This is a genomic window from Microbacterium sp. LMI12-1-1.1 (assembly GCF_040676455.1).
GTDB lineage: Bacteria > Actinomycetota > Actinomycetes > Actinomycetales > Microbacteriaceae > Microbacterium.
On record NZ_JBEGIA010000015.1, the window covers coordinates 334,739 to 357,565 of the forward strand.

Sequence of the window (22,827 nt, forward strand, 5' to 3'; positions counted from 1 at the left end):
GCAATGCCGCCGCATGTCGGCGTCAGCTATTAGGCTCGGAGAACAGCTGGGGGGCTTGCCCCGACGTCACGAGGAGGAGCGGCATGGCACGCATCGGTGAGAGCGCCGACCTGTTCAAATGCTCCTTCTGCGGGAAGAGTCAGAAGCAGGTCCAGCAGCTGATCGCAGGACCGGGCGTCTACATCTGCGACGAATGCGTCGAGCTCTGCAACGAGATCATCGAAGAGCGCATGGCCGAGTCCTCATCGGGCGTCGTCGCAGACTTCGATCTGCCCAAGCCCCGCGAGATCTTCGCGTTCCTCGAGGAGTACGTCGTCGGTCAGACCGACGCCAAGCGGGCACTGTCGGTCGCCGTGTACAACCACTACAAGCGCGTCCGCGCGCACGGCACGATCCAGTCGGCCGAGCAGCGCGCCGATGAGATCGAGCTCGCCAAGAGCAACATCCTCCTGCTGGGCCCCACCGGCTGCGGCAAGACCTATCTGGCACAGACGCTCGCCAAGCGTCTCAACGTGCCGTTCGCCGTGGCCGACGCCACCGCGCTCACAGAGGCCGGCTATGTCGGCGAAGACGTCGAGAACATCCTCCTCAAGCTGCTGCAGGCCGCCGACTTCGACACGAAGCGCGCCGAGACCGGCATCATCTACATCGACGAGGTCGACAAGATCGCCCGCAAGGCCGAGAACCCGTCGATCACCCGCGACGTGTCGGGGGAGGGCGTCCAGCAGGCGCTGCTGAAGATCCTCGAGGGAACGGTCGCGTCGGTGCCGCCCCAGGGCGGGCGCAAGCACCCCCATCAGGAATTCATCCAGATCGACACGACGAACGTGCTCTTCATCGTCGCCGGCGCCTTCGCCGGCCTCGAAGACATCATCTCGTCGCGCGTCGGCAAGCACGGCGTCGGATTCGGCGCCTCGCTGCACCGCAAGGACGAAGACCTCCACCTTTTCGGCGACGTGCAGCCCGAAGACCTCCACAAGTTCGGGCTGATCCCCGAGTTCATCGGCCGGCTGCCCGTCATCGCCTCGGTCTCGCCGCTCGATCGCGAAGCGCTCATGGAGATCCTCACCGAGCCGAAGAACGCACTCGTGAAGCAGTACCACCGCATGTTCGAGCTCGACGGCGTCGCACTGGAGTTCGACCGTGAGGCGCTCGAGGCCATCGCCGACCTCGCCGTGGCTCGCAAGACGGGCGCTCGCGGCCTGCGCGCGATCCTCGAGGACGTGCTGGGACCGATCATGTTCGAGATCCCCTCGACAGACGACGTCGACAAGGTCGTCGTGACCCGAGCGGCCGTCGAAGAGGGCGCCCTTCCCACGCTCGTCCTGCGGGAGAAGCGCAAGAGCGCCTGACCGTTTTCCCCTCACGCATCACCGTGGGGCCCTCGCCAGCATCGAAGCGCGAACCTTCGCGCGGACGCGCGAAGCCATGCATGGCATACGGGAGCGTGTCGGAGGTGCCGAGTAGCTTCGGCGTGTGAGCAGCCCGCGCCCCTTCTCGATCCAGGTGCCCGATTCCGAACTCGACGATCTGCGAGAGCGTCTCGCGCGGTTCCGGCCGCTGCCGGACTCACCACGCCGGCCGGAGTCCGGCATGAGCGCCGACTACCTCGCCGAGCTCGTCGCGACGTGGCGCACGTGGGACTGGCGGGGTCGCGAACGGTGGCTCAACCGGCATCCGCAATTCCTCGCCGAGATCGGGGACAGCACCGTCCATTTCGCCCACCTGCGTTCCGACCGCGATGATGCGCCGGCGCTGCTGGTCATGCACGGCTGGCCGCACACGTTCGCACTGCAGCTGGATTTCGCCGACCTGCTGCCCGATTTCCACGTCGTCGTGCCGAGCTTTCCCGGCTTCGGCTACTCCTCGGCCTACACCGACGGGCCCGTCACCGAGGTCCGCCTTGCCGCCACGATGCACGCGCTCATGACGGATGTGCTGGGTTACGAGAAGTACCTCACGTACGGCGAGGACGTGTCGGCCAACGTGAACGATCTGATCGCCGGCTCCTATCCCGAGGCGGTGAGCGGCGTCATCGTGACGCACTCGCACTTCCCGTCGATGGCCGAGCGTCCGGAACTCACGGCGCCCGACGAGGTGGCGTTCTTCGCGCGCCTCCAGCAGTGGGGCGGCGCCAACGGCGCGTACGGTCACGTGCAGGCGACGCGCCCCGACACTCTGGCGGCGGCGCTGAACGACTCCCCGGCAGGGCTGATCGCCTGGCTGGCTGAGAAGCTGGTCGAGTGGAGTGACACGCCTCCGGCGGATCCACGGGCGGTCGAACGTCGCATCTCGCGGGAGCGCATCCTCACCGAGGCGATGATCTACTGGACGACGCAGAGCATCGGCTCCTCCTTCCGCCCGTACTACGAGGGCGCCGACCAGCCCGATGAGATGCCGCCGGTCTCGATTCCGGCATCCGTGCACATCCAGCGTCACGAAGGCGACTATCCGGAATCGCTCGCGCGGCGTTTCTACCGTGACCTGCGCACCTTCGAGCGCCTCGATGAGGGAGGGCATTTCGCGGTCGCCGAGGTGCCCTCGGTCATGGCCGAGCGGGTGCGCGCGTTCGCGCGCGAGCTGGACCTCGTCTGACGCTGTTCGGCGGCGGAGCACTCGCTGCCTCACAACTCACCATGGCCGTTTTCGGCCAGTCGCGAATGGCCGTAAAGGGCGACGCGCCCGTCATGCCGACACGCGTCTACTCGAAGCATGTCAGCACTCGCACTCTCATCCCACGACCACGACTCGCCGGTGACTCTCCCGGCTGCCCCGTCGCGCACGGCCGAATATGCCGAGCCGACCGGGACGATCTTCCTCGATCGACGGCTGAACGGTCCGCGCCGCTCCGCCAACGGCGGGTTCGCCGCCGGCTCCCTTGCTCAGCACATCGACGCGGAGACGGTCACCGTCGTCCTGCATCGACCGATCCCGCTCGGCCTCGAACTTCCGGTCGTCGGGGATGGGCGCGGTGGGGGAGTGGTCCACCATCGTGGCCGGCTGATCGCGCTGGCCCGACCCGGTCAGCTCAGCGACTCCCCGGCACCGCCTCCGCCGACGTACGACGAGGCGCTGCTCGCGCGGTCGCGGTACCCGCTGGCAGGCGTGCGGCATCCGCTCGCGGACTGCGTGGTGTGCGGCGTGGACCGCACGGACGGCATGCACGTGACCCTCGGCCCGCTCGAGGGCACTGCCGGCCGCCTCGCGGCACCGTGGAGCGTCGATACGCGGATCTCGCACGCCGGCACTGCCGACTATCCCGCCGTGTGGGGCGCGCTCGACTGCCCGAGCTACCCCGCCCACGCGCTCGAGAATCGCATCCTGTGCCTGCTGGGCACGATCACCGCCCGTGTGGAGCGCCGCCCGCGCGTCGGGGAGCACCTCGTGATCCACAGCTGGACGCGTGAGCAGCACGGCCGGCGGTACGAGACATCGGCCGCGATGGTCGACAGTCGTGGGGCACTGGTCGCGCGCGCCGACGCGACGTGGATCGCTGTGAAGCGTCCGCGCGTCGCGGCCCTCGCGGCGTGGCGCTGGTAGCGGCATCGGCGGAGGGATGGCCGATTCCGGCCACTCCCCGCGGGCCGGACCGTGACCCATACTGATGTCGTGTCCACCGTCCGCTACGCCTGGTCGGGTTCCGACGACGTCGCGTGGTCGGAGATGGGCGCCGGCGCGCCGCTGCTCATCGGCGGCTGGTGGATGAGTCATCTCGAGCGCGATTGGGAGTACGGGCCCTTCCGCACCTTCGTCGAGGCGATGGCGCGTCACCGGCGCGTCCTGCGCATGGACACGCCGGGGAGCGGGTTGTCGAGGACCAGGCCGGAGACGCCCGACAGCCTGGAGCCGCACGTCGATGCGATGAAGGCGGTGCTCGATGCCGCCGAGGCCGAGCAGGCCACGCTGTTCGCGGGGTCGTCCGGCTGTGCGATCGCCGTGGAGTTCGCGGCCCGCCACCCGGAGCGTGTGCGCCGCCTCGTCCTCTCGGGAGCGTACCTGGACGGTTCATCGATCGCCTCGCCCGGCGACCGCGCCGCACTGGTGGAGCTCGTGCGCAAGAGCTGGGGGGTGAGTTCCCGCGTGATGTCCGACATCTTCTACCCTGACGCGACTGCGGAGCAGCGCCGCGCCTTCGCGCGTCACCAGCGTTCGACGGCCACCGCGGCGGCCGCGGCAGCCGGACTGCAGGCCGTCTACTCGTTCGACGCGCGCGCCACGGCGCCACAGGTGCGGGCACCGACCCTGGTGCTGCACCGGCGGGGGGACCGGGCCATTCCCCTCGCGCTGGGCGCCGCCACGGCGGCCGCGATCCCGGGCGCGCACCTGGAAGTGCTCGAGGGCTCCGATCACCACCCGTGGCACGGCGACGCGAGCGCGTTCCTGCGACGGGCGCTCGCCTTCGACGCGGTCGCTGAGGAACAGCTCGGCGGCGACCTCGTCCTACCGCCCGCGATGGCGGCGCCGGATGGAGCGAGCGCGAAGACGTCTCCGATCTCCGCACGGGAGCGCGAGGTGCTCCTGCTGATCTCCCAGGGCAAGACGGACGCGCAGATCGCGGCAGAGCTGTTCCTCAGCGTCCACACGGTGCACCGGCACGTCGCCAACGCGCGCACCAAGCTCGAAGTACCCTCCCGAGCAGCAGCGGCGGCATGGGCGATCGCCCACACCGCCGCTCCTTAGGCGGATCTAGCCGGCGAGGCCGCGGCGCTCCAGCAGCGGCTGGATCTCCGCATCCCGCCCGCGGAAGTCCCGGTAGGCCTCGAGCGGATCCTTCGATCCGCCGACGCCCAGGAGGCGGCCGCGGAAACGATCGCCGTTCTCCCGACGCAGGCCGCCGTTCTCACGGAACCACTCGACGGTGTCGGCGTCCAGGACCTCGCTCCAGATGTAGGAGTAGTAGCCCGCGCTGTAGCCACCCGAGAACACATGCGCGAAGTACGTCGACGAGTACCGCGTCGGCACGACAGGGTTGTCGAGACCGATGTCGGCCAGGGCCGCGGCCTCGAACGCAGCGACGTCGAGGTCTGCCGACACCTCGTCGACGGAGAGCGAGTGCCAGGCCTGGTCGAGCCACGCCGCCGCAAGGTACTCGCTCGTCGCGAAGCCCTGGTTGAACGCCTCCGAGGCGTGCAGCTTCTCGACGATCTCGGTCGGGAGCGGCTCATCCGTGTCGATGTGGCGGGCGTACGAAGCCAGGATCTCTGGCCAGTAGATCCACATCTCGTTGACCTGGCTCGGGAACTCGACGAAGTCGCGGTAGACGTTGGTGCCCGCGAAGTGCGGGTACGTCACCGTCGCGAACAGGCCGTGGAGCGCGTGGCCGAACTCGTGGAACAGCGTCGTCACCTCGTCGAGGCTCAGAAGCGTCGGACGCCCCGCTGCGGGCTTCGGGACGTTCAGGTTGTTGACCACGATGGGCTGCGTGCCGCGCAGGCGCGACTGCAGGACGATCGAGTTCATCCACGCGCCGCCGCGCTTCGTGTCGCGGGTGTACAGGTCGAGGATGTAGAGCCCGAGTGCCGATCCGTCGGCGTTGTGAACCTCGAAGACGCGCGTATCGGGGTGATAGCTGCCGAGATCGCCGCGCTCGGTGAAGGTGATGCCGTAGAGATCGCCAGCCGCTCGGAACACGCCGTCCTGAAGTACGCGCTCGGCCTCGAACCACGGGCGCAGCGCAGACCGGTCGAGGTCGTACTCCGCCGCCCTCACCCTCTCGGTGTAGAACGCCCAGTCGTGCGCTTCCAGGGGGAACGGGTCGCCACCGGCGTCGATGATCGCCTGCAGCTTCTCCTGCTCCCTGCGCGCGTTACGGGCGGCGGGCAGCGCGAGCTGGCGGAGCAGGTCGTGCACTGCTGCGGGGGAGCCTGCGGTCTCGTCCGACGTGATGTAGGCCGCGTGCGAGTCGTAGCCGAGGAGTGCCGCGCGCTCCGCGCGCAGGCGCACGATCTCGAGCAGAGTGGCACGGTTGTCGTGCTCGTTGCCGCGAGATCCGCGGGAACGGGATGCCGTCAGCAGTCGTGCGCGGGAATCCCTGTCGGTGACGCTCGAGAGGTAGGGGTGACCGGTGAAGAGCGTCAGTGTGACGACCCACTTGCCGTCGAGGCCGCGATCGGACGCCGCCTGTGCCGCAGCGGACAGCTCGCCCTCGGAGAGTCCGTCGAGCTCCGTCGCGTCGTCGAAGACGACCGCCAGGTCGTTCGTGTCGGCGAGCAGGTTCTTCTCGAACTGCGTGGTGAGCGTCGAGAGGCGCTGGTTCAACTCGGTGAGGTGCTTCTTCGCCTCGTCGTCGAGGCCGGCGCCGGCGTGGGACATCTCCGTATGGTGGCGTTCGACGAGATACCGCTGCTCCGGCGTGAGGTCGAGCTGATCGAGCTGATCGTGGATCGTCTTGATGCGCCAGTACAGCGCCGAGTCGAGCTGGATCGAGTCCTGGTGGGCCGACATCAGCGGCGCGAGCTGCTCCTCGATCTGCTGGATGTCGTCCGTCGCGTCCGCCGATGACACCGTGTAGAACGTCCGTGCGACATCGCCCAGGAGACGCCCGCTCTCCTCGAGCGGGACGAGGGTGTTCTCGAACGTCGGCATGGACCGCACCCGGGTGATCGCCGAGACCTCAGCGGTGTGTGCCGCGAAAGCCTGCTCGAACGCGGGCAGATAGTGCTCGGGGAGGATCGCGGCGTAGTCCGGAAGCCCGTAGGGGAGTGAGCTGGGCGCGAGAAGCGGGTTGTCGTTCGGCATGGCGTCCAGCCTAGTCACGCGGCCGCGCATGCCGAGATCTCTTTGCAAACACATGATTGCAAAGAACTCCTTGCAAAGAGTTCTTTGCATCGCTACTCTGGGGACATGGCAGAGAACGAGGAGCAGCAGGCGGATGCCGCAGCCCGCAGCGAACAGCGACACAACGAGGATCGTGTCCTCGACTCCGGCGCCCTGCGCGCACTCGCGCACCCCCTCCGCGTGAGGATCTACGACATCCTCAGCCAGTACGGCCCGCAGACGGCCAGCTCCCTCGCCGAGCGGCTGGGCGAGTCCAGCGGCTCGACGAGCTACCACCTGCGCGCACTCGCCAAGCAGGACCTCATCCGGGAGGCCCCCGATCGCGGCACCGGCCGCGAACGGTGGTGGGAGCGTCCGGTCGGGGGCGTGTCGTTCGCCAACCCCGACGCGATGTCCACTCCGGCCGGCCGTGCCGCGACCCAGGTGGTCATGAACGAGTTCCTGCGCAACCGCAACGATCAGCTGCTCGAGTTCGTCAACCGGGGGATCGGCGGTGAGGACGAGCTCTGGCAGGACGGCACGCTCATCTCCACGGCCACGGCGCGACTCACACCCGAGCAGAGCAAAGAACTGACTCTCAAGATCATGGCCCTGATCGACGAGGCCGTGGACAACTACCGCAACCAGACCGGCGAGAACGTACGCCCCGTCACCATCCGGGCTGACGTCTTCCCGCTTCCGCAACTAGGAGGACAGTCATGACCACCATCACGGCAGGCGAACTCGCGGCACGCGGCTTCGATGCATCCGCCACACGATTCGACCGCGCGCTGCTGCGCGCGACATCCGCGATCGACGCGTACGTGATCGCGCGCGTCGAGCGGCGGGACGGCGCCGAACGACGCGGCGCACTGGCCGCACAGACCGCCGTGAGCGGCGCACGGCGCGATGCCGAGGCGCTCGCGGCGACGGGGATGCTCCCGCGATGAGCGAGAGCATCGACACCGTCGAGCGGCCGGGGACGCCGGCCGGGCGGGCACGCAGGGTCCCGCTCGGCCGCGACTTCGGCAAGCTGTGGACGGCTGCGGCTATCAGCAACCTCGCGGACGGGGTCGGCCGCGTCGCCGTCCCGCTGATCGCGACCACGCTCACCCGCGACCCGCTCGCGATCTCCGCGCTCAGCGCCCTGGCGTTCCTGCCGTGGCTCGTCTTCGGACTGCCTGCGGGCATGATCGTCGACCGGTTCGATCGCCGATGGGTCATGGCGATCGCCAACGGCCTTCGCGGGCTCGCCGCCGTCGGGCTCGCCGCCCTCACGGTCACGGGCGCCATCAGCATCTGGTGGCTGTTCGCCGGCGTGCTCGTGTTCGGCCTGGGGGAGACTCTCTTCGACAACGCGACCAACTCCATCGTCCCGAGCGTGGTGCAGCGCCCCGCGCTGGACCGTGCCAACGGCTGGCTGCAGGCAGCGCAGATCACGATCGACAGCTTCATCGCCGCTCCCATCGGCGGCGTCCTGTTCGCCGTCGCGCTCGCGCTGCCGCTCTGGGTCGGGGCCGCGGGCTACCTCATCCCCATCGTCCTCGCGGTGATGCTGCCGCTGTCGGCCGCGCGCCCGTTGCGGGCCGAGGCTCCGACGGGCAAGAGCGCGGCGTCGACGGCAGAGGCAGCGGTCGCCGCCGGCGAGCCGCTCGCAGCGGCCGATATGGACGCCGACGTCGAGGCGAGCGCCGAGATCGAGGCCCCGGAGACCGCCGCACCGGTGAACGTGTCCGCCCGCGAAGCCCTCGTCTATCTCTGGCGGCACCGCTTCCTCCGGTCGATGGTGGTCTTCACCTCCATCGTGGGCTGCGCGTTCGCCTTCGCCCAGGCGCCGGTGTTCCTCTACTTCCTCGATGTGCACGGTGTCGCGCCGGCCGCCATCGGGCTCGTCACCGCCGGGATCGGGCTGGGCGGCCTCGGCGGCTCGCTGGTCGCGGCGTCGCTCGTCGCGAAGTTCGGACGCGGCAAGGTCATGCTCGGCGCCAACATCGTCGCTGCGGTCGGACTCGCGGGAGTGTGGGCCGCGCCGGAGGCGATCTCGGCGACCATCGCGTACGCCGTCATGGCGGCAGCGGTGTCGATCTGGAACGTGCCGTGGGGCGCCCTGCGTCAGCGGATCGTGCCGGGGCACCTGTTCGGCCGCGTGCTGGGCATCAGCCGCACGCTGACGTGGGGCATCTTCCCGTTCGCGACGCTCCTCGGCGGCTGGGTGGCGCGCATCGATCTGCGACTGCCGTTCCTGCTCGCCGCCGGTGTCACGCTGGTCGCGACCGCGGTCGCCGTGCGGCTGCTGCTCTCTGCCTCGACGCACAACGCGCCGGAGGAGTGAGCCCAGGCCTACCCGAAGCCGTCGTCCGGATCGTTCCGGGCGACGGCTTCGCCGTCGGCGTCGAGCGTCACGATCACCCCGGTGTCGAGCTCCGCGATCGGCTTGCCCTCGAGCCAGGTGAGGGTCCAGCGCGGCCGCGGCTGACCGAGCTGGTCGCCCGGGATCGTCTCGTCGACGGAGCGGATGCCGCGGCGCAGCGCCTCAGGCACCGCTTGAGGTGGTTCGTCGCCCGAGGTCCAGCGCGTTCCGAGCTGCATGTCACGCCTCCTGGGGGACGAGTTCGATCTCCGACACCGACAGGGCGTCGGCCTCCGCATAGCCGATCTCGGCGATGCGCCCGACCGCCTTGAGGTCGCCCTCCGCGAGTCGCAGCACCGCGATGGCCTCGGCCGGAGCTGCGATCGTGACCTGCGACACCTCCGCCTTCTGCGACACCTTCGCCTCGGTCTTCGCGCGGCGCACCCCGATGAGCGCCTCGCCGACGATGCTGAGCACCGCCGGGTCGCCCTCGATGCCGAGCGGCTCCGGCCACTCGGCGTTGTGCACCGAGCTGTCGTTGAACCACGACCACGATTCCTCGGCCGCGAACGCGAGCACCGGGGCGAACAGGCGCAGGAGCGTGGACAGCGCGATGCGCAGCGCGAGCGCCGCGGATGGCTGGCCCACGTCGGCCTGGTTGTAGGCGCGCTCCTTGACCAGCTCGAGGTAGTCGTCGCAGAAGGTCCAGAAGAACGACTCGGTGACCTCGAGCGCACGGGCGTGGTCGTAGGCGTCCAGCGCCTTGGTCGCATCGCGCACGACCGCGTCCAGGGCGGTGAGCATCGAGGCGTCCAGCGCGTGGGTCACCTGCGCGTCCGCGGGCACGGGGAACGACAGCACGAACTTCGCCGCATTGAGCACCTTGATCGCGAGGCGACGGCCGATCTTCACCTGCGTCGGGTTCTGCGGGTCGAACGCCGCGTCGGTGCCGAGACGGCTCGACGCCGCCCAGTACCGCACCGCGTCCGAGCCGTGCTGCGAGAGGATGTCGGCCGGAGTGACGACGTTGCCCTTCGACTTCGACATCTTCTTGCGGTCGGGATCCACGATGAAGCCCGAGATCGCGGCATCCGTCCACGGCGCGCGGTCGTCCTCGAGGGCGCTGCGCAGCAGCGTCGAGAACAGCCACGTGCGGATGATGTCCTGGCCCTGCGGGCGCAGGTCGAACGGCGCGACGAGGTTCCAGAGCTCGGGATCGCGCTCCCAGCCGCCGGCGAGCTGCGGCGTCAGCGACGAGGTCGCCCAGGTGTCGAAGATGTCGTTCTCACCCTCGAAACCGCCCGGCACTCCGCGCTGGTCGGCCGTGTACCCGGCCGGCACATCGGTCGAGGGGTCGACAGGCAGCGATGCGTCGTCGGGTCTGATGACGCGGTCGTAGTCGCGCTCGCCGTTCTCGTCGAGGGCGTACCAGACCGGGATCGGCACGCCGAAGAAGCGCTGACGCGACACCAGCCAGTCCCCGGTGAGGCCGTTCGTCCAGTTGTCGAAGCGCACCCGCATGAAGTCCGGGTGCCACGACATCGAGGCGCCGAGCGAGATGAGCTTTTCGCGCAGCGCCTCGTCGCGAGCGCCGTTGCGGATGTACCACTGGCGCGTCGAGACGATCTCCATCGGGCGATCGCCCTTCTCGTAGAACTTCACCACGTGCGTGAACGGCTTCGGGTCGCCGATGAGCTCGCCGGACTCCTGCAGCAGCTCCACCACGCGCTTCTTGGCGGAGAACACCGTCTTGCCGGCGAGCTCGGCGTACGCCGCCTTGCCGCCATCCGTCGTGATGGCGTCCGGTGCGTCCGGAACGATACGACCGTCCAGGCCGAGGATGGTCCGGTTCGGCAGGTTCAGCTCACGCCACCAGATGATGTCGGTCACGTCGCCGAAGGTGCAGATCATCGCGATGCCCGAGCCCTTGTCGGGCTGGGCGAGCGGGTGAGCCAGCACCGGCACCTCGACGTCGAAGAGCGGGGTGCGCACGGTGGTGCCGAAGAGCGGCTGGTAGCGCTCGTCGTCGGGGTGCGCGACCAGCGCGACGCAGGCCGCGAGCAGCTCGGGACGCGTCGTCTCGATGTGCACATCGCCCGAGCCGTCCGTCTTGTGGAACGCGACGCGGTGGAAGGCGGCGGGCTGCTCGCGCTCCTCGAGCTCGGCCTGTGCGATCGCCGTGCGGAAGTCGATGTCCCACATCGTGGGCGCGAGGTCCTGGTAGGCCTCGCCGCGCTCCAGGTTGCGCAGGAACGCGCGCTGGCTGGTGCGGATCGTGTCGTCGGAGATGGTGCGGTATGTCTGCGTCCAGTCGACGCTCAGTCCCAGCTGGCGAAACAGCGCCTCGAAGTGCTTCTCGTCCTCGACGGTGAGCCGCTCGCACAGCTCGATGAAGTTGCGGCGGCTGACGGGCACCTGGTCGGCGGCGCGGCTGGACTTGTTGTCGCCGCCCTCGAACGGAGGGGTGAAGCCGGGAACATACGCCAGCGACGGGTCGCAGCGCACGCCGTAGTAGTTCTGCACACGACGCTCGGTGGGCAGGCCGTTGTCGTCCCATCCCATCGGGTAGAACACCGTCTTGCCGCGCATGCGCTCGTAGCGCACCTTGAGATCGGTGTGCGTGAACGAGAAGACGTGTCCGATGTGGAGACTGCCCGACGCGGTCGGCGGGGGAGTGTCGACCGAGTACACGCCCTCGCGGCCCACCTCGGCGGCGCGAACGCGATCGAACAGGTACGTGCCCTGCTCGGACCACGCGGCATCCCACTTGTCCTCGAGGCCCTCCAGTGCGGGCTTGTCCGGAATCTGTCCCTGTGCGGGGCGGCCGTCGGTCATGCGGAACTCCTCGAGCGATATGTGCGGCACTGTGTGAGCGTGCCTGAGTGTGGGATGACGCTCGATTCTAGCCCGGCTGCGCTCGACCCGGAAAAGCGGACGGATGCCGCGACAGCCGGCATCCGTCCGCTCTCGGGCGCGTCGGGATTCAGGCCGTCGCCGTCGCCGTCGCCGTCGCGCTGGCCGGGTCGGTCGCGAGTTCCGGCTCGACGGCGCGCCGCGCGGCGAGCCAAGCCGACACGAGCGTGACCGCCGACATGATCGCCAGGATCACGCCGGGATGCCACCACGCGTAGCCGGTCGCCTCGCCGAGGGTGAGTGTGAGGAACGGGACGAATCCGCTGATCGTCGCCGCCAGCGCGTACGCGAACGACAGGGCAGAGTAGCGGAACCGGTCGGGGAAGAGGTCGTTCATCAGCCCGCCGAGTGCCGCCCACGCCATCGTCGGAAGGATCCCGCCGATGAGCATCGTCGCGACCAGGATCGGGAACGTGGCGAACTGGAGGAGGAAATACATCGGGAACGTGATGAGCAGAGTGCCGACCGCACCCCACAGGACGACGCGTGCCGACCCGATGCGCGACGCCCACCCCCCGAACAGCGGGATGGTCACGAGCTGCAGGAGGCCGCCGATCGTGGTCGCGATGAGCAGGTCCTGGAAGCTGAAACCCAGCTGCTCCACCCCGTAGTTGACGGTGTAGGTGTTCATGAGCGAGTACGACCCGATGCCCAGCAGGGCAGCGCCGATCGCGATCGCCATGGCGCCGGGGCGCTTGGTGAACATCGTGATGAACGGGATGCGATCGCGGCGCCCCTCCGCCACGACGCCCTCGAACACGGGCGTCTCGGAGATCGACCAGCGCAGGTACAGCGATACCAGCAGCAGCGGGATGGCGAGGAGGAACGGGATGCGCCATCCCCACTCGGCGATCTGCTCGGCGGGGAGCACCGCGGTGAGGACGATGAACACGGCCGCCGAGAGGATCGATCCGACGGGGGAGCCGAGCTGGGGGATCGCGGCGTAGAACGCGCGCTTGACCGGGCCGGAGTTCTCGGTCGCGATGAGGATCGATCCGCCCCACTCGCCGCCCAGGGACAGGCCCTGCACGATGCGCAGCACGATCAGGAGGACGGCTCCGAGCCAGCCCGCCTGCGCGTAGGTCGGCAGGAGGCCGATCAACCCGGTCGCGACGCCCATGATGCCCACGGTCCACAGCAGGGTGGCCCGGCGGCCGACGCGGTCGCCCATGTAGCCGAAGATCACGGCACCGATGGGGCGCACCACGAAGGCGAGCGCGATCGTCAGGAACGCCGCGCTCGTGGCGCCGAACTGCCCGAGCGGGTCGAAGAACAGCGGCCCGACGAAGAACGCCGAAAAGTAGGCGAAGAGGTAGAAGTCGAAGGATTCGAGCGAGGTTCCCACCATCGAGGCCCACGCGACTCTGCGCGTCGGGGTGGATTCGGGAACCAGAGCGGATTCGGGTGCTGCTGCGGTCACGGATGTCAATCTTGGCACGAGTCCAGAAACCCCGTCGCCGTGCTCCGCATTCCCCCCTTGCACAGCCACGGTAGACTCGTCCCAGCAGCGTCGATCCGGCCATCACCGGGGAGCTCTCGGAAGAACAGGTGTCCGCTCACGCGGATTCCCCACTAGAACCGAGCGGGTCAGGCCCGTCACAGCCGCAGTGAGAGAGGGCAGCTCGGCCCCGTCGAAGGACCGAGACGTCAAAGCAGGGTGGTACCGCGGTACGTCTGGTCACCGTTCCAGGCATGTCGTCCCCGCAGGAAGCACACGAGCGAGCACCTGCGAGAGAAGATGACCTATCCCCGCCCCTCCGCCTTCGGACCTGCGGCCGATGCCTCGGCACGCCCGGGGACCGGAGCGAGTCCCGTCGTCCCGAGCCCCCGCTTCCCCGACATCGAGCGCGAGATCCTCGCGTTCTGGAAGGCCGACCAGACCTTCCGCGCCTCGATCGACCAGCGCGACGGCGCCGACGAGTGGGTCTTCTACGACGGTCCGCCGTTCGCCAACGGACTGCCCCACTACGGCCACCTCCTCACCGGATACGCCAAGGACGTGTTCCCGCGCTTCCAGACCATGCGCGGCAAGAAGGTCGACCGCGTGTTCGGCTGGGACACGCACGGACTGCCCGCCGAGCTGGAGGCGATGAAGCAGCTCGGCATCACCGAGAAGAGCGAGATCGAGGCCATGGGCATCGCCGCGTTCAATGCCAAGTCCCGCGAATCGGTGCTCGCCTACACGCGCGAGTGGGAGGACTACGTCACCCGGCAGGCGCGCTGGGTCGACTTCGAGCGCGGCTACAAGACGCTGGACCTCACCTACATGGAGTCCGTGCTGTGGGCGTTCAAGACGATCTACGACAAGGGTCTGGCCTATGAGGGCCACCGTGTCCTGCCGTACTGCTGGCGCGACGAGACACCGCTCTCGGCACACGAGCTGCGGATGGACGACGACGTCTACAAGATGCGTCAGGACCCGTCGGTGACGATCACGTTCCCGCTGACGGGCCTGAAGGCGGAGGCGCTCGGCCTCACCGGCGTGCGCGCGCTCGCCTGGACGACGACGCCGTGGACCCTGCCCACGAATCTCGCCCTCGCCGTCGGCCCCGGCATCCGCTACGTGGTCGTGCCCGGGGGACCCAACGGGGCGGCCGATGTGCACCGCGACGACGAGCCCGCCGAAGCGGAGTCGCACCGCTATCTCCTCGCCGAGGAGCTCCTCGCGGGGTACGCGAAGGACCTCGGCTACGACTCCGCGGAGGCCGCGCGCGAAGCCGTCGAGCAGACCGTCCTCGGGACGGAGCTCGAGGACGTCACGTACGACCGCCTGTTCGACTACTACGCGGATGCCTCGATCTGGGGCACGCAGCGTGCGTGGCGCATCCTCGTCGACGACTACGTCACCACCGGCGACGGCACCGGCATCGTGCACCAGGCCCCGGCCTTCGGTGAGGACGACCAGCGGGTGACAGAGGCCGCCGGCATCCCGCTCATCATGAGCCTCGATGACGGCGGACGCTTCCTGCCGCAGGTCACGGATGTCGCCGGGCAGCTCTGGATGGACGCCAACCGCCCGCTCATCCGGCTGCTCCGCCAGGAGGGGCGACTCCTCCGCGAGGCGAGCTACGAGCACTCGTACCCGCACTGCTGGCGGTGCCGCAACCCGCTCATCTACCGCGCGGTGTCGAGCTGGTTCATCCGCGTCACCGACATCAAGGACCGCATGCTCGCGAACAACGAGCAGATCACCTGGGTGCCCGAGAACGTCAAGCACGGGCAGTTCGGCAAGTGGCTCGAGGGGGCGCGCGACTGGTCCGTCAGCCGCAACCGCTACTGGGGCTCGCCGATCCCGGTGTGGAAGAGCGACGACCCGGAGCACCCGCGCGTCGACGTCTACGGCTCGCTGGAGGATCTGGAGCGGGACTTCGGTCGCCTGCCGCGCAACGCGGAGGGAGAGGTCGATCTGCACCGGCCGTATATCGACGACCTGACGCGCCCGAATCCCGACGACCCGACCGGCAAGAGCACGATGCGCCGCATCGAGGACGTCTTCGATGTCTGGTTCGACTCCGGCTCGATGCCATATGCCCAGGTGCACTATCCGTTCGAGAACCAGCAGTGGTTCGACGAGCATTCGCCCGCCGACTTCATCGTCGAGTACATCGGGCAGACGCGCGGCTGGTTCTACGTGATGCACGTGCTGTCGACCGCGCTGTTCGACCGGCCTGCGTTCACGGGCGTCTCGTGCCACGGCATCGTGCTCGGCAGCGACGGGCTCAAGATGTCGAAGTCGCTGCAGAACTATCCCGACGTCAGCGAGGTCTTCGACCGCGACGGTTCCGACGCGATGCGCTGGTTCCTCATGTCGAGCTCGGTGCTGCGCGGCGGCAACCTCATCGTCACCGAGGAGGGCATCCGCGCCGGCGTGCGCGAGTTCCTGCTGCCGCTGTGGAACGCCTGGTACTTCTTCGCGACCTACGCCAACGCGGCCGGCGGCGCGACCGGCGAGGGCTACCAGGCCTCGTGGCGCACCGACTCGACCGACGTGCTGGACCGCTACATCCTGGCGCTCGCGGGCGACCTCGTGCGCGATGTCGCCGCCGACCTCGAGGTGCTGGACTCGACGCTCGCCGCGGCGAAGCTCCGCGACTTCGCCGAAGCGCTGACGAACTGGTACATCCGCCGCTCGCGTGACCGTTTCTGGGTCGGCGTCTCCGACGACCCGAAGAGCCGAGAGGCGTTCGACACGCTGTACACGGTGCTCGAGACGCTGACCCGCGTCGCGGCGCCGCTGATCCCGCTCGTCGCCGAGAAGGTCTGGCAGGGCCTCACCGGGGGCCGCAGCGTGCACCTTCAGGACTGGCCGGACGCCGACGCGTTCCCCGCCGCGGACGACATCCGCACCGCGATGGACGCCGTGCGCGAGGCATCCAGCGTGGCGAACGCCCTCCGCAAGAAGGAGGGCCGTCGCGTACGCCTGCCGCTGCCGGCACTGACCGTGGCGGTGGCGGATGCCGCGTCGCTCGCCCAGTTCGACGGCATCCTGCGCGACGAGCTCAACGTGAAGTCGGTCGAGCTGATCGAGCTGGGTGACGACGTCTCGACACGCTATGGCATCAGCAAGCGCCTCAGCGTGAATGCGCGAGCCGCAGGCCCGCGCCTCGGCAAGCAGGTGCAGCATGTCATCGCCGGCGCCAAGGCGGGCGTCTGGGAGGAACGCGACGGCGGCGTGGTGGTCGACGGCATCGCCCTGGAGCCGGGGGAGTACGACCTCACCCTCGAGGCGGGCGGCGTCGCCGACGGCACCGCCATCGCGCTGCTCTCGGGCGACGGCTTCGTGCTGCTGGACACCACGACGACGCCCGAGCTCGAGGCCGAGGGCCTGGCCCGCGATGTCATCCGCGCCGTGCAGGACACCCGCAAGGCGGCCGGCTTCGACGTCAGCGATCGCATCGGGCTCGGCCTGCTGTTCGACGACGACGCGGACGCCGACGCGGTCGCCGCCGCATTCGATGTCGCGAACGTGGCCGGCGAGACCCTCGCCGTCACGCATGCGGTGCGCTCCCGCGTCGCGGAGCTGATCGGCTCGGGCGACGGTCGCGCACCCGTGGAGTACGAGGCGGTGATCGACGCGGGAACCTATGCCAACCGCGGCGCCTTCACCGTCTCGGTCGGCCGGACGGGGGTCTCGGCATGAGCGATCGCGAGCGCCGGAGGGCCGACGCCGTCTACGAGGCGCTGCTGCAGCGGCAGGGAGAGCAGTGGGTGCAGCCGCGCGTCGAGCGCACCCGCCGCGTGCTCGAGCTGCTCGACGACCCGCAGAAGACCTACCGCGTCGTCCACGTCACCGGCACCAACGGCAAGACGTCGACCAGCCGCATGATCGAGAGCCTCGTGCGCGCCCATGGCCTGCGGACCGGGCTGTTCACCAGTCCGCATCTCGAGCGCTTCACGGAGCGCATCATGATCGACGGCGAGCCCATCGACGATGCCGCCGTGGCGGACGCGTGGGACGAGATCGCGCCGTTCGTCGACCTCGTGGACGCCGAGCTGGCGGCCAACGACGACGCGCGGCTCACGTTCTTCGAGCTGCTCACGGTGCTCGCGTTCGTCGCGTTCGCCGACGCGCCGATCGACGTGCTCGTGCTCGAGGTGGGCATGGGCGGCTCATGGGACTCGACCAACAGCGCCGACGGCGACGTGGCGGTCTTCGCGCCGATCGACCTCGATCACGCCGACCGCCTGGGCGACACCATCGCCGAGATCGCGACGGTGAAGGCCGGCATCATCAAGGACGGCGCGGCGGTCGTCTCGGCGCGGCAGGATGCCGCCGCCCAGGCCGTGCTCCGTTCGGCCGCCGCCGCGCGCGGCGCCTCGATCGCCTTCGAGGGCGCCGAGTTCGCGCTGGCCCAGCAGCGGCTGGCCGTCGGGGGGCAGCAGATCACCGTGCGTGGGCTCGCCGCTACCTACGAGGACGAGTACCTGCCGCTGTACGGGGCTCACCAGGGCTTCAACGCCGCTCTCGCCATCGCGGCGGTCGAGTCCCTCGTCGGAGGCGGCTCCCAGCCCATCGCGGCCGATGTGCTCGCGGACGGCCTCGGCGGCGCGACCTCGCCCGGGCGACTGCAGCTTGTCGGCGCGAGCCCGACGGTGCTCGTCGACGCGGCGCACAACCCGCACGGCGCCCGTGCGCTCGTGACCGCGCTGCGGGAGGCCTTCGACTTCGACGAGTGGGGTGTCGTGCTCGGTGTGCTGTCCGACAAGGACGCGGCGGGCATCGTCGCGGAGATCGCTCCCGTCGCCGCGCACGTGTTCGCCACCGCGCCCGACTCGGACCGCGCCGAGGACGCCGACGCGATCGCCGACCTCGCTGAGGCGCACGACCTGCGCGTCTCGGTGCATCGCGATCTCGCGGAAGCCGCCGAGGCGGCGCGGGCGTGGGCAGCGGCATCCGATCGCCGCGCTGTCGTGATCGCCGGTTCCGTGGTGCTCGCCGGTGAGGCGCTGACCCTCGCTGCGGCGGAGGATTGGAAGGCCGGGTGGAGCGAATGAGCGCAGAACACGCACCTCGGACCCGGCGCCCGCGCGGGGCGGCCGAGTCGCTCGCGACGATCGTGCTGGGATTCGAGTCCATCATCGCCTTCCTGGCGGGACTCGTGATCTACGGACTCGGGGCCCTCCCTGCGCCGATCGCGCCGTGGTGGGGCGTGGTCGCCGGCACCGTGCTCGCGCTGCTGATGATCGCAACGACCCGGGTGGTGCGCTACCGCTGGGGCATCGTGCTCGGATGGGTGCTGCAGGGGATCATCGCACTCGGTGCGTTCCTGGTGCCGGCGCTGGCGATCGTCGCCCTCATTTTCGGCACCATGTACGGATATGCGACGATCAAGGGAGCTGCTCTGGACCGGCGCAACGCGCGGCTCGCGGCGAATCCCCCCTCATAACCCCGATCCGAAACGGAGACCCGCATGGCCACCGAAGAGACCCTCGTCCTCGTCAAGCCCGACGGCGTCGCACGCGGCCTCACCGGCGCGATCCTCGCCCGCATCGAGGCGAAGGGATACGCCCTTGTCGACATCCGTCTCGTGGAGCCTGATCGCGAGACCCTCGAGCGCCACTACGCCGAGCACGAGGGCAAGCCGTTCTACGAGCCGCTGGTCGAGTTCATGATGTCCGGCCCCTCGGTCGCGATCCGCCTGGCGGGGAACCGCGTCATCGAAGGCTTCCGGTCACTGGCGGGCACGACCGATCCCACCACGGCCGCCCCCGGCACCATCCGCGGCGACTTCGGCCGCGACTGGGGCCTCAAGGTGCAGCAGAACCTCGTGCACGGCTCAGACAGCACCGAGTCCGCGGCGCGCGAACTCGAGATCTGGTTCGGCTGATCAGCTCGTCGGCTGGCCGCCCGGAGACTCCGGCGGTCAGCCGAACAGCGTCTGCCAGATGTTGACGACCGCGTTCATCTCGAGCTGCGCGAGCAGCAGGATGATCGCGTAGCTGACGATGGCGGCCAGAGGGACCCAGGCCATGAGCCGGTCGGCGGCGGTGCGCACGCGCTCCGATGCGGGAACGAGTCCGGCCCGCAGGAGGTGCAGTGTCACCGCGTAGAACGTGGGGATGGTCACCGACCAGGTGACCATGCACCACGGGCACAGCGTGTGCAGGTTGGGGGCGTAGATGCTCTGGCCGATGAGCCAGATCACGAGTCCGAATGCGAAGGCGATCCCCAGCCAGAAGCACCACCAGAACCACCGCGCGAACCGGGCGCGCGCGAGGATGGCCGTGCCGACGACGATCGGCGCGACCCAACCGGTGATTCCGAGGATGGGGTTGGGGAAGCCGAAGATGCTTCCCTGCCACGAGTCGAGGTTCGCGGTGCACTGCACCAGGACGCTGAGGTCGCATGAGGCGATCGCGTCGGGATTCGCGAGTGCGTGGAATTTCTCGACCGTGAGCGAGAAGGCCGCCCACCACCCGACGACACCGGCGATCACGAGCCAGATGGCGAGTCCCGTGGGACGGGTGTGGGTCTGCTGCTCGGGCATGACTCGGATTATGGCATCGCGATCTGCACGGATGCCGCACCGGGCGCCGTGGCAAATCCGCACGCCGCGGCGTGGGGAAGACGCTCGCGCGGTGCGAATGGGCATTCTGGCGGGGGAAGTGCGATAATGGGGGTCGATGACTCGCGGCCGCGCCGTGACGATCATCACCAGAAGACTTCAGGGCGACGAATGCCCTTGGCAGCGCGAGCATCCGCCTAGCGCCGGATATCCGCTGCAGACCGAGTGAGTTCGCGGCACCGCCCCGTCCGGTGGGCATGGGCGGCGCCGCACGAGATTTCGCCGGGCGACGCGCGGTGTCGCCCCGCTAGGAGTACGCCAGTGATGGCTGATGGAAACGATGCCGAATTCACCCCTCAGACCGAACCCGACGCGCCGCTGACACCAGCGGACGAAGCGGCGCCCGCCCCTGAGGCGGACACGGCGGTCGAGACCCCGGAGACGGCCGAACCTGCCGACGCGGGGGAGTCCGCGGCGGTCGAGACCGTGACCGACGGCGCGGAGCCCGTCGACGACGCCGCGCCGGCGGATGCAGCCGACACGCCGTCGGAGAGCGCCGAGCCTGTTGCAGAGCCCGGCGAGCCCACGACCGACGTCGCGCCGGCCGCCGAGTCGGCGACCTCCGCAACGACTGAGGCAGAAGCCGGCGCCGCGCCGGAGATCGAGGCCCCGCGCGATTCCGACGCCCCGTCGGAGCCGGAGCGCCTGACCGCCGTGAGCCTCGGCCTGCTGCCCGAGGACTTCGTGTCGGCCGTGTCGACGCAGCTGATGTTCTACGCGCCCGCGATCGCCCCGCTCCCGCCGCGCTCGGGGCGTCAGCCGGAGGAGGAGCCGGAGCCGGCCGCCTCATCGAGCACTTCGCGCCGGCGCAGTCGTCGCCGCGGCGGCGAGGGCCGGGACGAGGCATCCGCCCCCGCCGAGCAGCCGCAGTCGCAGCCGCGCCAGCGTGCCGTCGAGCTCATCACCGAGCCGCAGCGCATCAAGGGATCGACGCGCCTGGAGGCCAAGAAGCAGCGCCGCCGCGATGGCCGCGAGGCCGGGCGCCGCCGCGCGGTCGTGACCGAGGCCGAGTTCCTCGCGCGACGCGAGTCGGTCGACCGCGTGATGATCGTGCGCTCGCGCAACGGCCGCGTGCAGATCGCCGTGCAGGAGGACAACGTCCTCGTCGAGCATTACGTCGCCCGCAACCAGGACGCCTCCCTCATCGGCAACGTCTACCTGGGCCGCGTGCAGAACGTGCTGCCGAGCATGGAGGCGGCGTTCGTCGACATCGGTCGCGGCCGCAACGCCGTGCTCTACTCCGGCGAGGTCGACTGGGATGCCGTGGAGACGGGCAACCAGCCACGACGCATCGAGCTCGCGCTCAAGACCGGCGACCGCGTGCTGGTGCAGGTGACCAAGGACCCGGTTGGGCACAAGGGAGCCCGCCTGACGAGCCAGATCTCGCTCCCCGGCCGGTACCTCGTGTACGTGCCCGGCGGTGCGATGAACGGCATCTCCCGCAAGCTGCCGGACACGGAGCGCGCACGCCTCAAGAAGATCCTCAAGGAGGTGCTTCCCGAATCGTCCGGCGTGATCGTCCGCACCGCCGCCGAGGGGGCCACCGAGGACCAGCTCACCCGTGACGTGCAGCGCCTCACGAACCAGTGGGAGCACATCTCGAAGCAGATCGAGACGATCCAGGCGCCCGCTCTGCTGCACTCCGAGCCGGACCTGCTGGTCAAGATCGTCCGCGACGTCTTCAACGAGGACTTCTCGAAGATGCTCATCCAGGGCGAGGACGCGCACCACACCATCTCGAAGTACCTCGAATCGGTCGCGCCCGACCTCCTCGATCGCGTCGAGCGCTACGAGGGCGAGCAGGACCCGTTCGACGCGTTCCGTGTGACGGAGCAGATCGAGAAGGCCCTCGACCGCAAGGTCTGGCTGCCGTCGGGCGGATCGCTCGTCATCGACCGCACCGAGGCGATGACGGTCGTCGACGTCAACACCGGAAAGTTCGTCGGATCCGGCGGCAACCTGGAAGAGACGGTCACCAAGAACAACCTCGAGGCCGCCGAAGAGATCGTCCGGCAGCTGCGCCTGCGCGACATCGGCGGCATCATCGTGGTCGACTTCATCGACATGGTGCTCGAGTCCAACCGCGACCTCGTGCTGCGCCGCCTCGTCGAGTGCCTGAGCCGCGACCGGACGAAGCACCAGGTCGCCGAGGTCACATCGCTCGGTCTGGTGCAGATGACCCGCAAGAAGCTCGGCCTCGGCCTGCTGGAGACTTTCAGCGAGGCGTGCGAGGTCTGCGCAGGACGCGGCGTCATCGTCCACCACGACCCGGTCGTCAAGCACCGAGCACCCGCTGCGGGCGCACCGACCTCGGGCCGCCGACCGCGCGGCGGCACACCGGCGCCTGCGAGCGGCGGATCGAACGGCACCCACGTCATCACCGAGGGCGTGAAGTCGGCGCTCGCGCAGATCGCGGCATCCACGATCCATCACAACGACGAGGCCCCGCCGGCCGAGCCGGCACCGGTCATCGAGCAGGCGCCCGTCGAACGCCCCAAGAAGCAGCGCAAGAAGCGCCAGGACTCGGGGTCGAAGAAGGAGAGCCGGACCGAGAAGGACCTGCTGCTCGACTCGGTGCTGAACGCGCTCCCCGAGCCCAAGGCTCCCGGCCAGGGGCGCTCCCGCCGCCGCGTCACCACCGCGGCGCTGACGGGCACTCCGGTGCCTCACACGCCCTCCGAGGACTGAGATCCACGCGCTCCCCGCCCCGGCCTTGGCCGGGGCGGGGAGCGCATCCCTGTC

17 protein-coding genes are annotated in these 22,827 nt (G+C 69.5%); 12 read left to right on the plus strand and 5 right to left on the minus strand.

Translation table 11 applies throughout. From position 1 onward, the window contains the following. Window positions 1–83: 83 nt before the first annotated feature. The 4 genes from clpX (at window position 84) to MRBLMI12_RS15570 (ending at window position 4,680) form a co-directional block, all read left to right on the plus strand. The gene (gene clpX, locus MRBLMI12_RS15555) at window positions 84–1,352 is read left to right on the plus strand and encodes an ATP-dependent Clp protease ATP-binding subunit ClpX (protein ID WP_349427395.1); all 1,269 of its coding nucleotides are present in this window, start codon (window positions 84–86) and stop codon (window positions 1,350–1,352) included. A 124-nt stretch (window positions 1,353–1,476) separates the two neighbouring features. Further along, entirely contained in the window at window positions 1,477–2,595 is a 1,119-nt protein-coding gene (locus MRBLMI12_RS15560; protein WP_363357279.1) for an epoxide hydrolase family protein, read from the plus strand. Between the two features lie 117 nt (window positions 2,596–2,712). Then, window positions 2,713–3,540 carry a hypothetical protein gene (locus MRBLMI12_RS15565; protein WP_363357280.1) on the plus strand — a complete coding sequence of 276 codons (828 nt, stop codon included), beginning with the start codon at window positions 2,713–2,715 and terminating at the stop codon, window positions 3,538–3,540. A gap of 69 nt (window positions 3,541–3,609) precedes the next feature. Then, window positions 3,610–4,680 carry an alpha/beta fold hydrolase gene (locus MRBLMI12_RS15570; RefSeq protein WP_363357281.1) on the plus strand — a complete coding sequence of 357 codons (1,071 nt, stop codon included), beginning with the start codon at window positions 3,610–3,612 and terminating at the stop codon, window positions 4,678–4,680. Between the two features lie 6 nt (window positions 4,681–4,686). Here MRBLMI12_RS15570 and MRBLMI12_RS15575 read toward each other — a convergent pair whose 3' ends face one another. Further along, window positions 4,687–6,738: a M3 family metallopeptidase gene (locus tag MRBLMI12_RS15575; RefSeq protein ID WP_363357282.1), complete on the minus strand. Its 2,052-nt coding sequence runs from the start codon at window positions 6,736–6,738 to the stop codon at window positions 4,687–4,689. A 105-nt stretch (window positions 6,739–6,843) separates the two neighbouring features. On the opposite strand from MRBLMI12_RS15575, the gene MRBLMI12_RS15580 reads away from it, so the two are divergent. From MRBLMI12_RS15580 to MRBLMI12_RS15590, 3 genes are read left to right on the plus strand one after another with little or no spacing between them, the layout of a single operon-like run. After that, window positions 6,844–7,479 (plus strand): ArsR/SmtB family transcription factor, encoded by a 636-nt coding sequence (locus MRBLMI12_RS15580; RefSeq protein WP_349427400.1) that lies wholly within the window; start codon window positions 6,844–6,846, stop codon window positions 7,477–7,479. Then, entirely contained in the window at window positions 7,476–7,706 is a 231-nt protein-coding gene (locus tag MRBLMI12_RS15585; RefSeq protein WP_363357283.1) for a hypothetical protein, read from the plus strand. The genes MRBLMI12_RS15580 and MRBLMI12_RS15585 overlap by 4 nt, the downstream gene beginning before the upstream one ends. Then, the gene (locus MRBLMI12_RS15590; RefSeq protein WP_363357284.1) at window positions 7,703–9,088 is read left to right on the plus strand and encodes an MFS transporter; all 1,386 of its coding nucleotides are present in this window, start codon (window positions 7,703–7,705) and stop codon (window positions 9,086–9,088) included. The genes MRBLMI12_RS15585 and MRBLMI12_RS15590 overlap by 4 nt, the downstream gene beginning before the upstream one ends. An 8-nt stretch (window positions 9,089–9,096) precedes the next feature. On the opposite strand, the gene MRBLMI12_RS15595 is transcribed toward MRBLMI12_RS15590, so the two are convergent. The 3 genes from MRBLMI12_RS15595 to MRBLMI12_RS15605 form a co-directional block, all read right to left on the minus strand. Further along, complete coding sequence (locus tag MRBLMI12_RS15595) at window positions 9,097–9,345, minus strand: hypothetical protein (RefSeq protein WP_363357285.1); 249 nt, start codon at window positions 9,343–9,345, stop codon at window positions 9,097–9,099. Window position 9,346: 1 nt separating this feature from the next. Beyond that, on the minus strand, window positions 9,347–11,941 hold the full coding sequence (gene valS / locus MRBLMI12_RS15600) for a valine--tRNA ligase (RefSeq protein ID WP_363357286.1): 2,595 nt from the start codon (window positions 11,939–11,941) through the stop codon (window positions 9,347–9,349). 148 nt (window positions 11,942–12,089) lie between these two features. Next, window positions 12,090–13,439, minus strand: a complete 1,350-nt coding sequence (locus MRBLMI12_RS15605; protein WP_363357287.1) for an MFS transporter — start codon at window positions 13,437–13,439, stop codon at window positions 12,090–12,092. Between the two features lie 318 nt (window positions 13,440–13,757). Between MRBLMI12_RS15605 and ileS the strand changes: the two genes are divergently transcribed. Genes ileS through ndk form a run of 4 tightly spaced genes read left to right on the plus strand, consistent with a single transcriptional unit; the run spans window position 13,758 to window position 19,347 of the window. Beyond that, entirely contained in the window at window positions 13,758–17,159 is a 3,402-nt protein-coding gene (ileS, locus tag MRBLMI12_RS15610) for an isoleucine--tRNA ligase (protein ID WP_363357288.1), read from the plus strand. After that, window positions 17,156–18,514, plus strand: a complete 1,359-nt coding sequence (locus tag MRBLMI12_RS15615) for a bifunctional folylpolyglutamate synthase/dihydrofolate synthase (RefSeq protein WP_363357289.1) — start codon at window positions 17,156–17,158, stop codon at window positions 18,512–18,514. Before ileS ends, MRBLMI12_RS15615 begins: the two co-directional genes overlap by 4 nt. Then, window positions 18,511–18,906 (plus strand): DUF4233 domain-containing protein, encoded by a 396-nt coding sequence (locus tag MRBLMI12_RS15620; protein WP_349427408.1) that lies wholly within the window; start codon window positions 18,511–18,513, stop codon window positions 18,904–18,906. The genes MRBLMI12_RS15615 and MRBLMI12_RS15620 overlap by 4 nt, the downstream gene beginning before the upstream one ends. A 24-nt stretch (window positions 18,907–18,930) precedes the next feature. Continuing rightward, window positions 18,931–19,347: a nucleoside-diphosphate kinase gene (gene ndk / locus MRBLMI12_RS15625; protein ID WP_308867112.1), complete on the plus strand. Its 417-nt coding sequence runs from the start codon at window positions 18,931–18,933 to the stop codon at window positions 19,345–19,347. Window positions 19,348–19,383: 36 nt separating this feature from the next. On the opposite strand, the gene MRBLMI12_RS15630 is transcribed toward ndk, so the two are convergent. Further along, window positions 19,384–20,007 (minus strand): vitamin K epoxide reductase family protein, encoded by a 624-nt coding sequence (locus MRBLMI12_RS15630; protein ID WP_349427409.1) that lies wholly within the window; start codon window positions 20,005–20,007, stop codon window positions 19,384–19,386. 342 nt (window positions 20,008–20,349) lie between these two features. Between MRBLMI12_RS15630 and MRBLMI12_RS15635 the strand changes: the two genes are divergently transcribed. Further along, window positions 20,350–22,773: an Rne/Rng family ribonuclease gene (locus MRBLMI12_RS15635; protein WP_363357290.1), complete on the plus strand. Its 2,424-nt coding sequence runs from the start codon at window positions 20,350–20,352 to the stop codon at window positions 22,771–22,773. The last annotated feature ends 54 nt before the right edge of the window (window positions 22,774–22,827 follow it).

What these genes read in the sequence shown, in the direction of transcription:
- MRBLMI12_RS15620 (WP_349427408.1), top strand. Translation starts at nt 18,511, where the DNA reads ATGAGCGCAGAACACGCACCTCGGACCCGGCGCCCGCGCGGGGCGGCC.
- MRBLMI12_RS15565 (WP_363357280.1), top strand. Translation starts at nt 2,713, where the DNA reads ATGTCAGCACTCGCACTCTCATCCCACGACCACGACTCGCCGGTGACT.
- MRBLMI12_RS15580 (WP_349427400.1), top strand. Translation starts at nt 6,844, where the DNA reads ATGGCAGAGAACGAGGAGCAGCAGGCGGATGCCGCAGCCCGCAGCGAA.
- valS (WP_363357286.1), bottom strand. Translation starts at nt 11,941, where the DNA reads ATGACCGACGGCCGCCCCGCACAGGGACAGATTCCGGACAAGCCCGCA.
- ileS (WP_363357288.1), top strand. Translation starts at nt 13,758, where the DNA reads ATGACCTATCCCCGCCCCTCCGCCTTCGGACCTGCGGCCGATGCCTCG.
- MRBLMI12_RS15615 (WP_363357289.1), top strand. Translation starts at nt 17,156, where the DNA reads ATGAGCGATCGCGAGCGCCGGAGGGCCGACGCCGTCTACGAGGCGCTG.
- MRBLMI12_RS15585 (WP_363357283.1), top strand. Translation starts at nt 7,476, where the DNA reads ATGACCACCATCACGGCAGGCGAACTCGCGGCACGCGGCTTCGATGCA.
- clpX (WP_349427395.1), top strand. Translation starts at nt 84, where the DNA reads ATGGCACGCATCGGTGAGAGCGCCGACCTGTTCAAATGCTCCTTCTGC.
- MRBLMI12_RS15590 (WP_363357284.1), top strand. Translation starts at nt 7,703, where the DNA reads ATGAGCGAGAGCATCGACACCGTCGAGCGGCCGGGGACGCCGGCCGGG.
- MRBLMI12_RS15595 (WP_363357285.1), bottom strand. Translation starts at nt 9,345, where the DNA reads ATGCAGCTCGGAACGCGCTGGACCTCGGGCGACGAACCACCTCAAGCG.
- ndk (WP_308867112.1), top strand. Translation starts at nt 18,931, where the DNA reads ATGGCCACCGAAGAGACCCTCGTCCTCGTCAAGCCCGACGGCGTCGCA.
- MRBLMI12_RS15575 (WP_363357282.1), bottom strand. Translation starts at nt 6,738, where the DNA reads ATGCCGAACGACAACCCGCTTCTCGCGCCCAGCTCACTCCCCTACGGG.
- MRBLMI12_RS15630 (WP_349427409.1), bottom strand. Translation starts at nt 20,007, where the DNA reads ATGCCCGAGCAGCAGACCCACACCCGTCCCACGGGACTCGCCATCTGG.
- MRBLMI12_RS15635 (WP_363357290.1), top strand. Translation starts at nt 20,350, where the DNA reads ATGGCTGATGGAAACGATGCCGAATTCACCCCTCAGACCGAACCCGAC.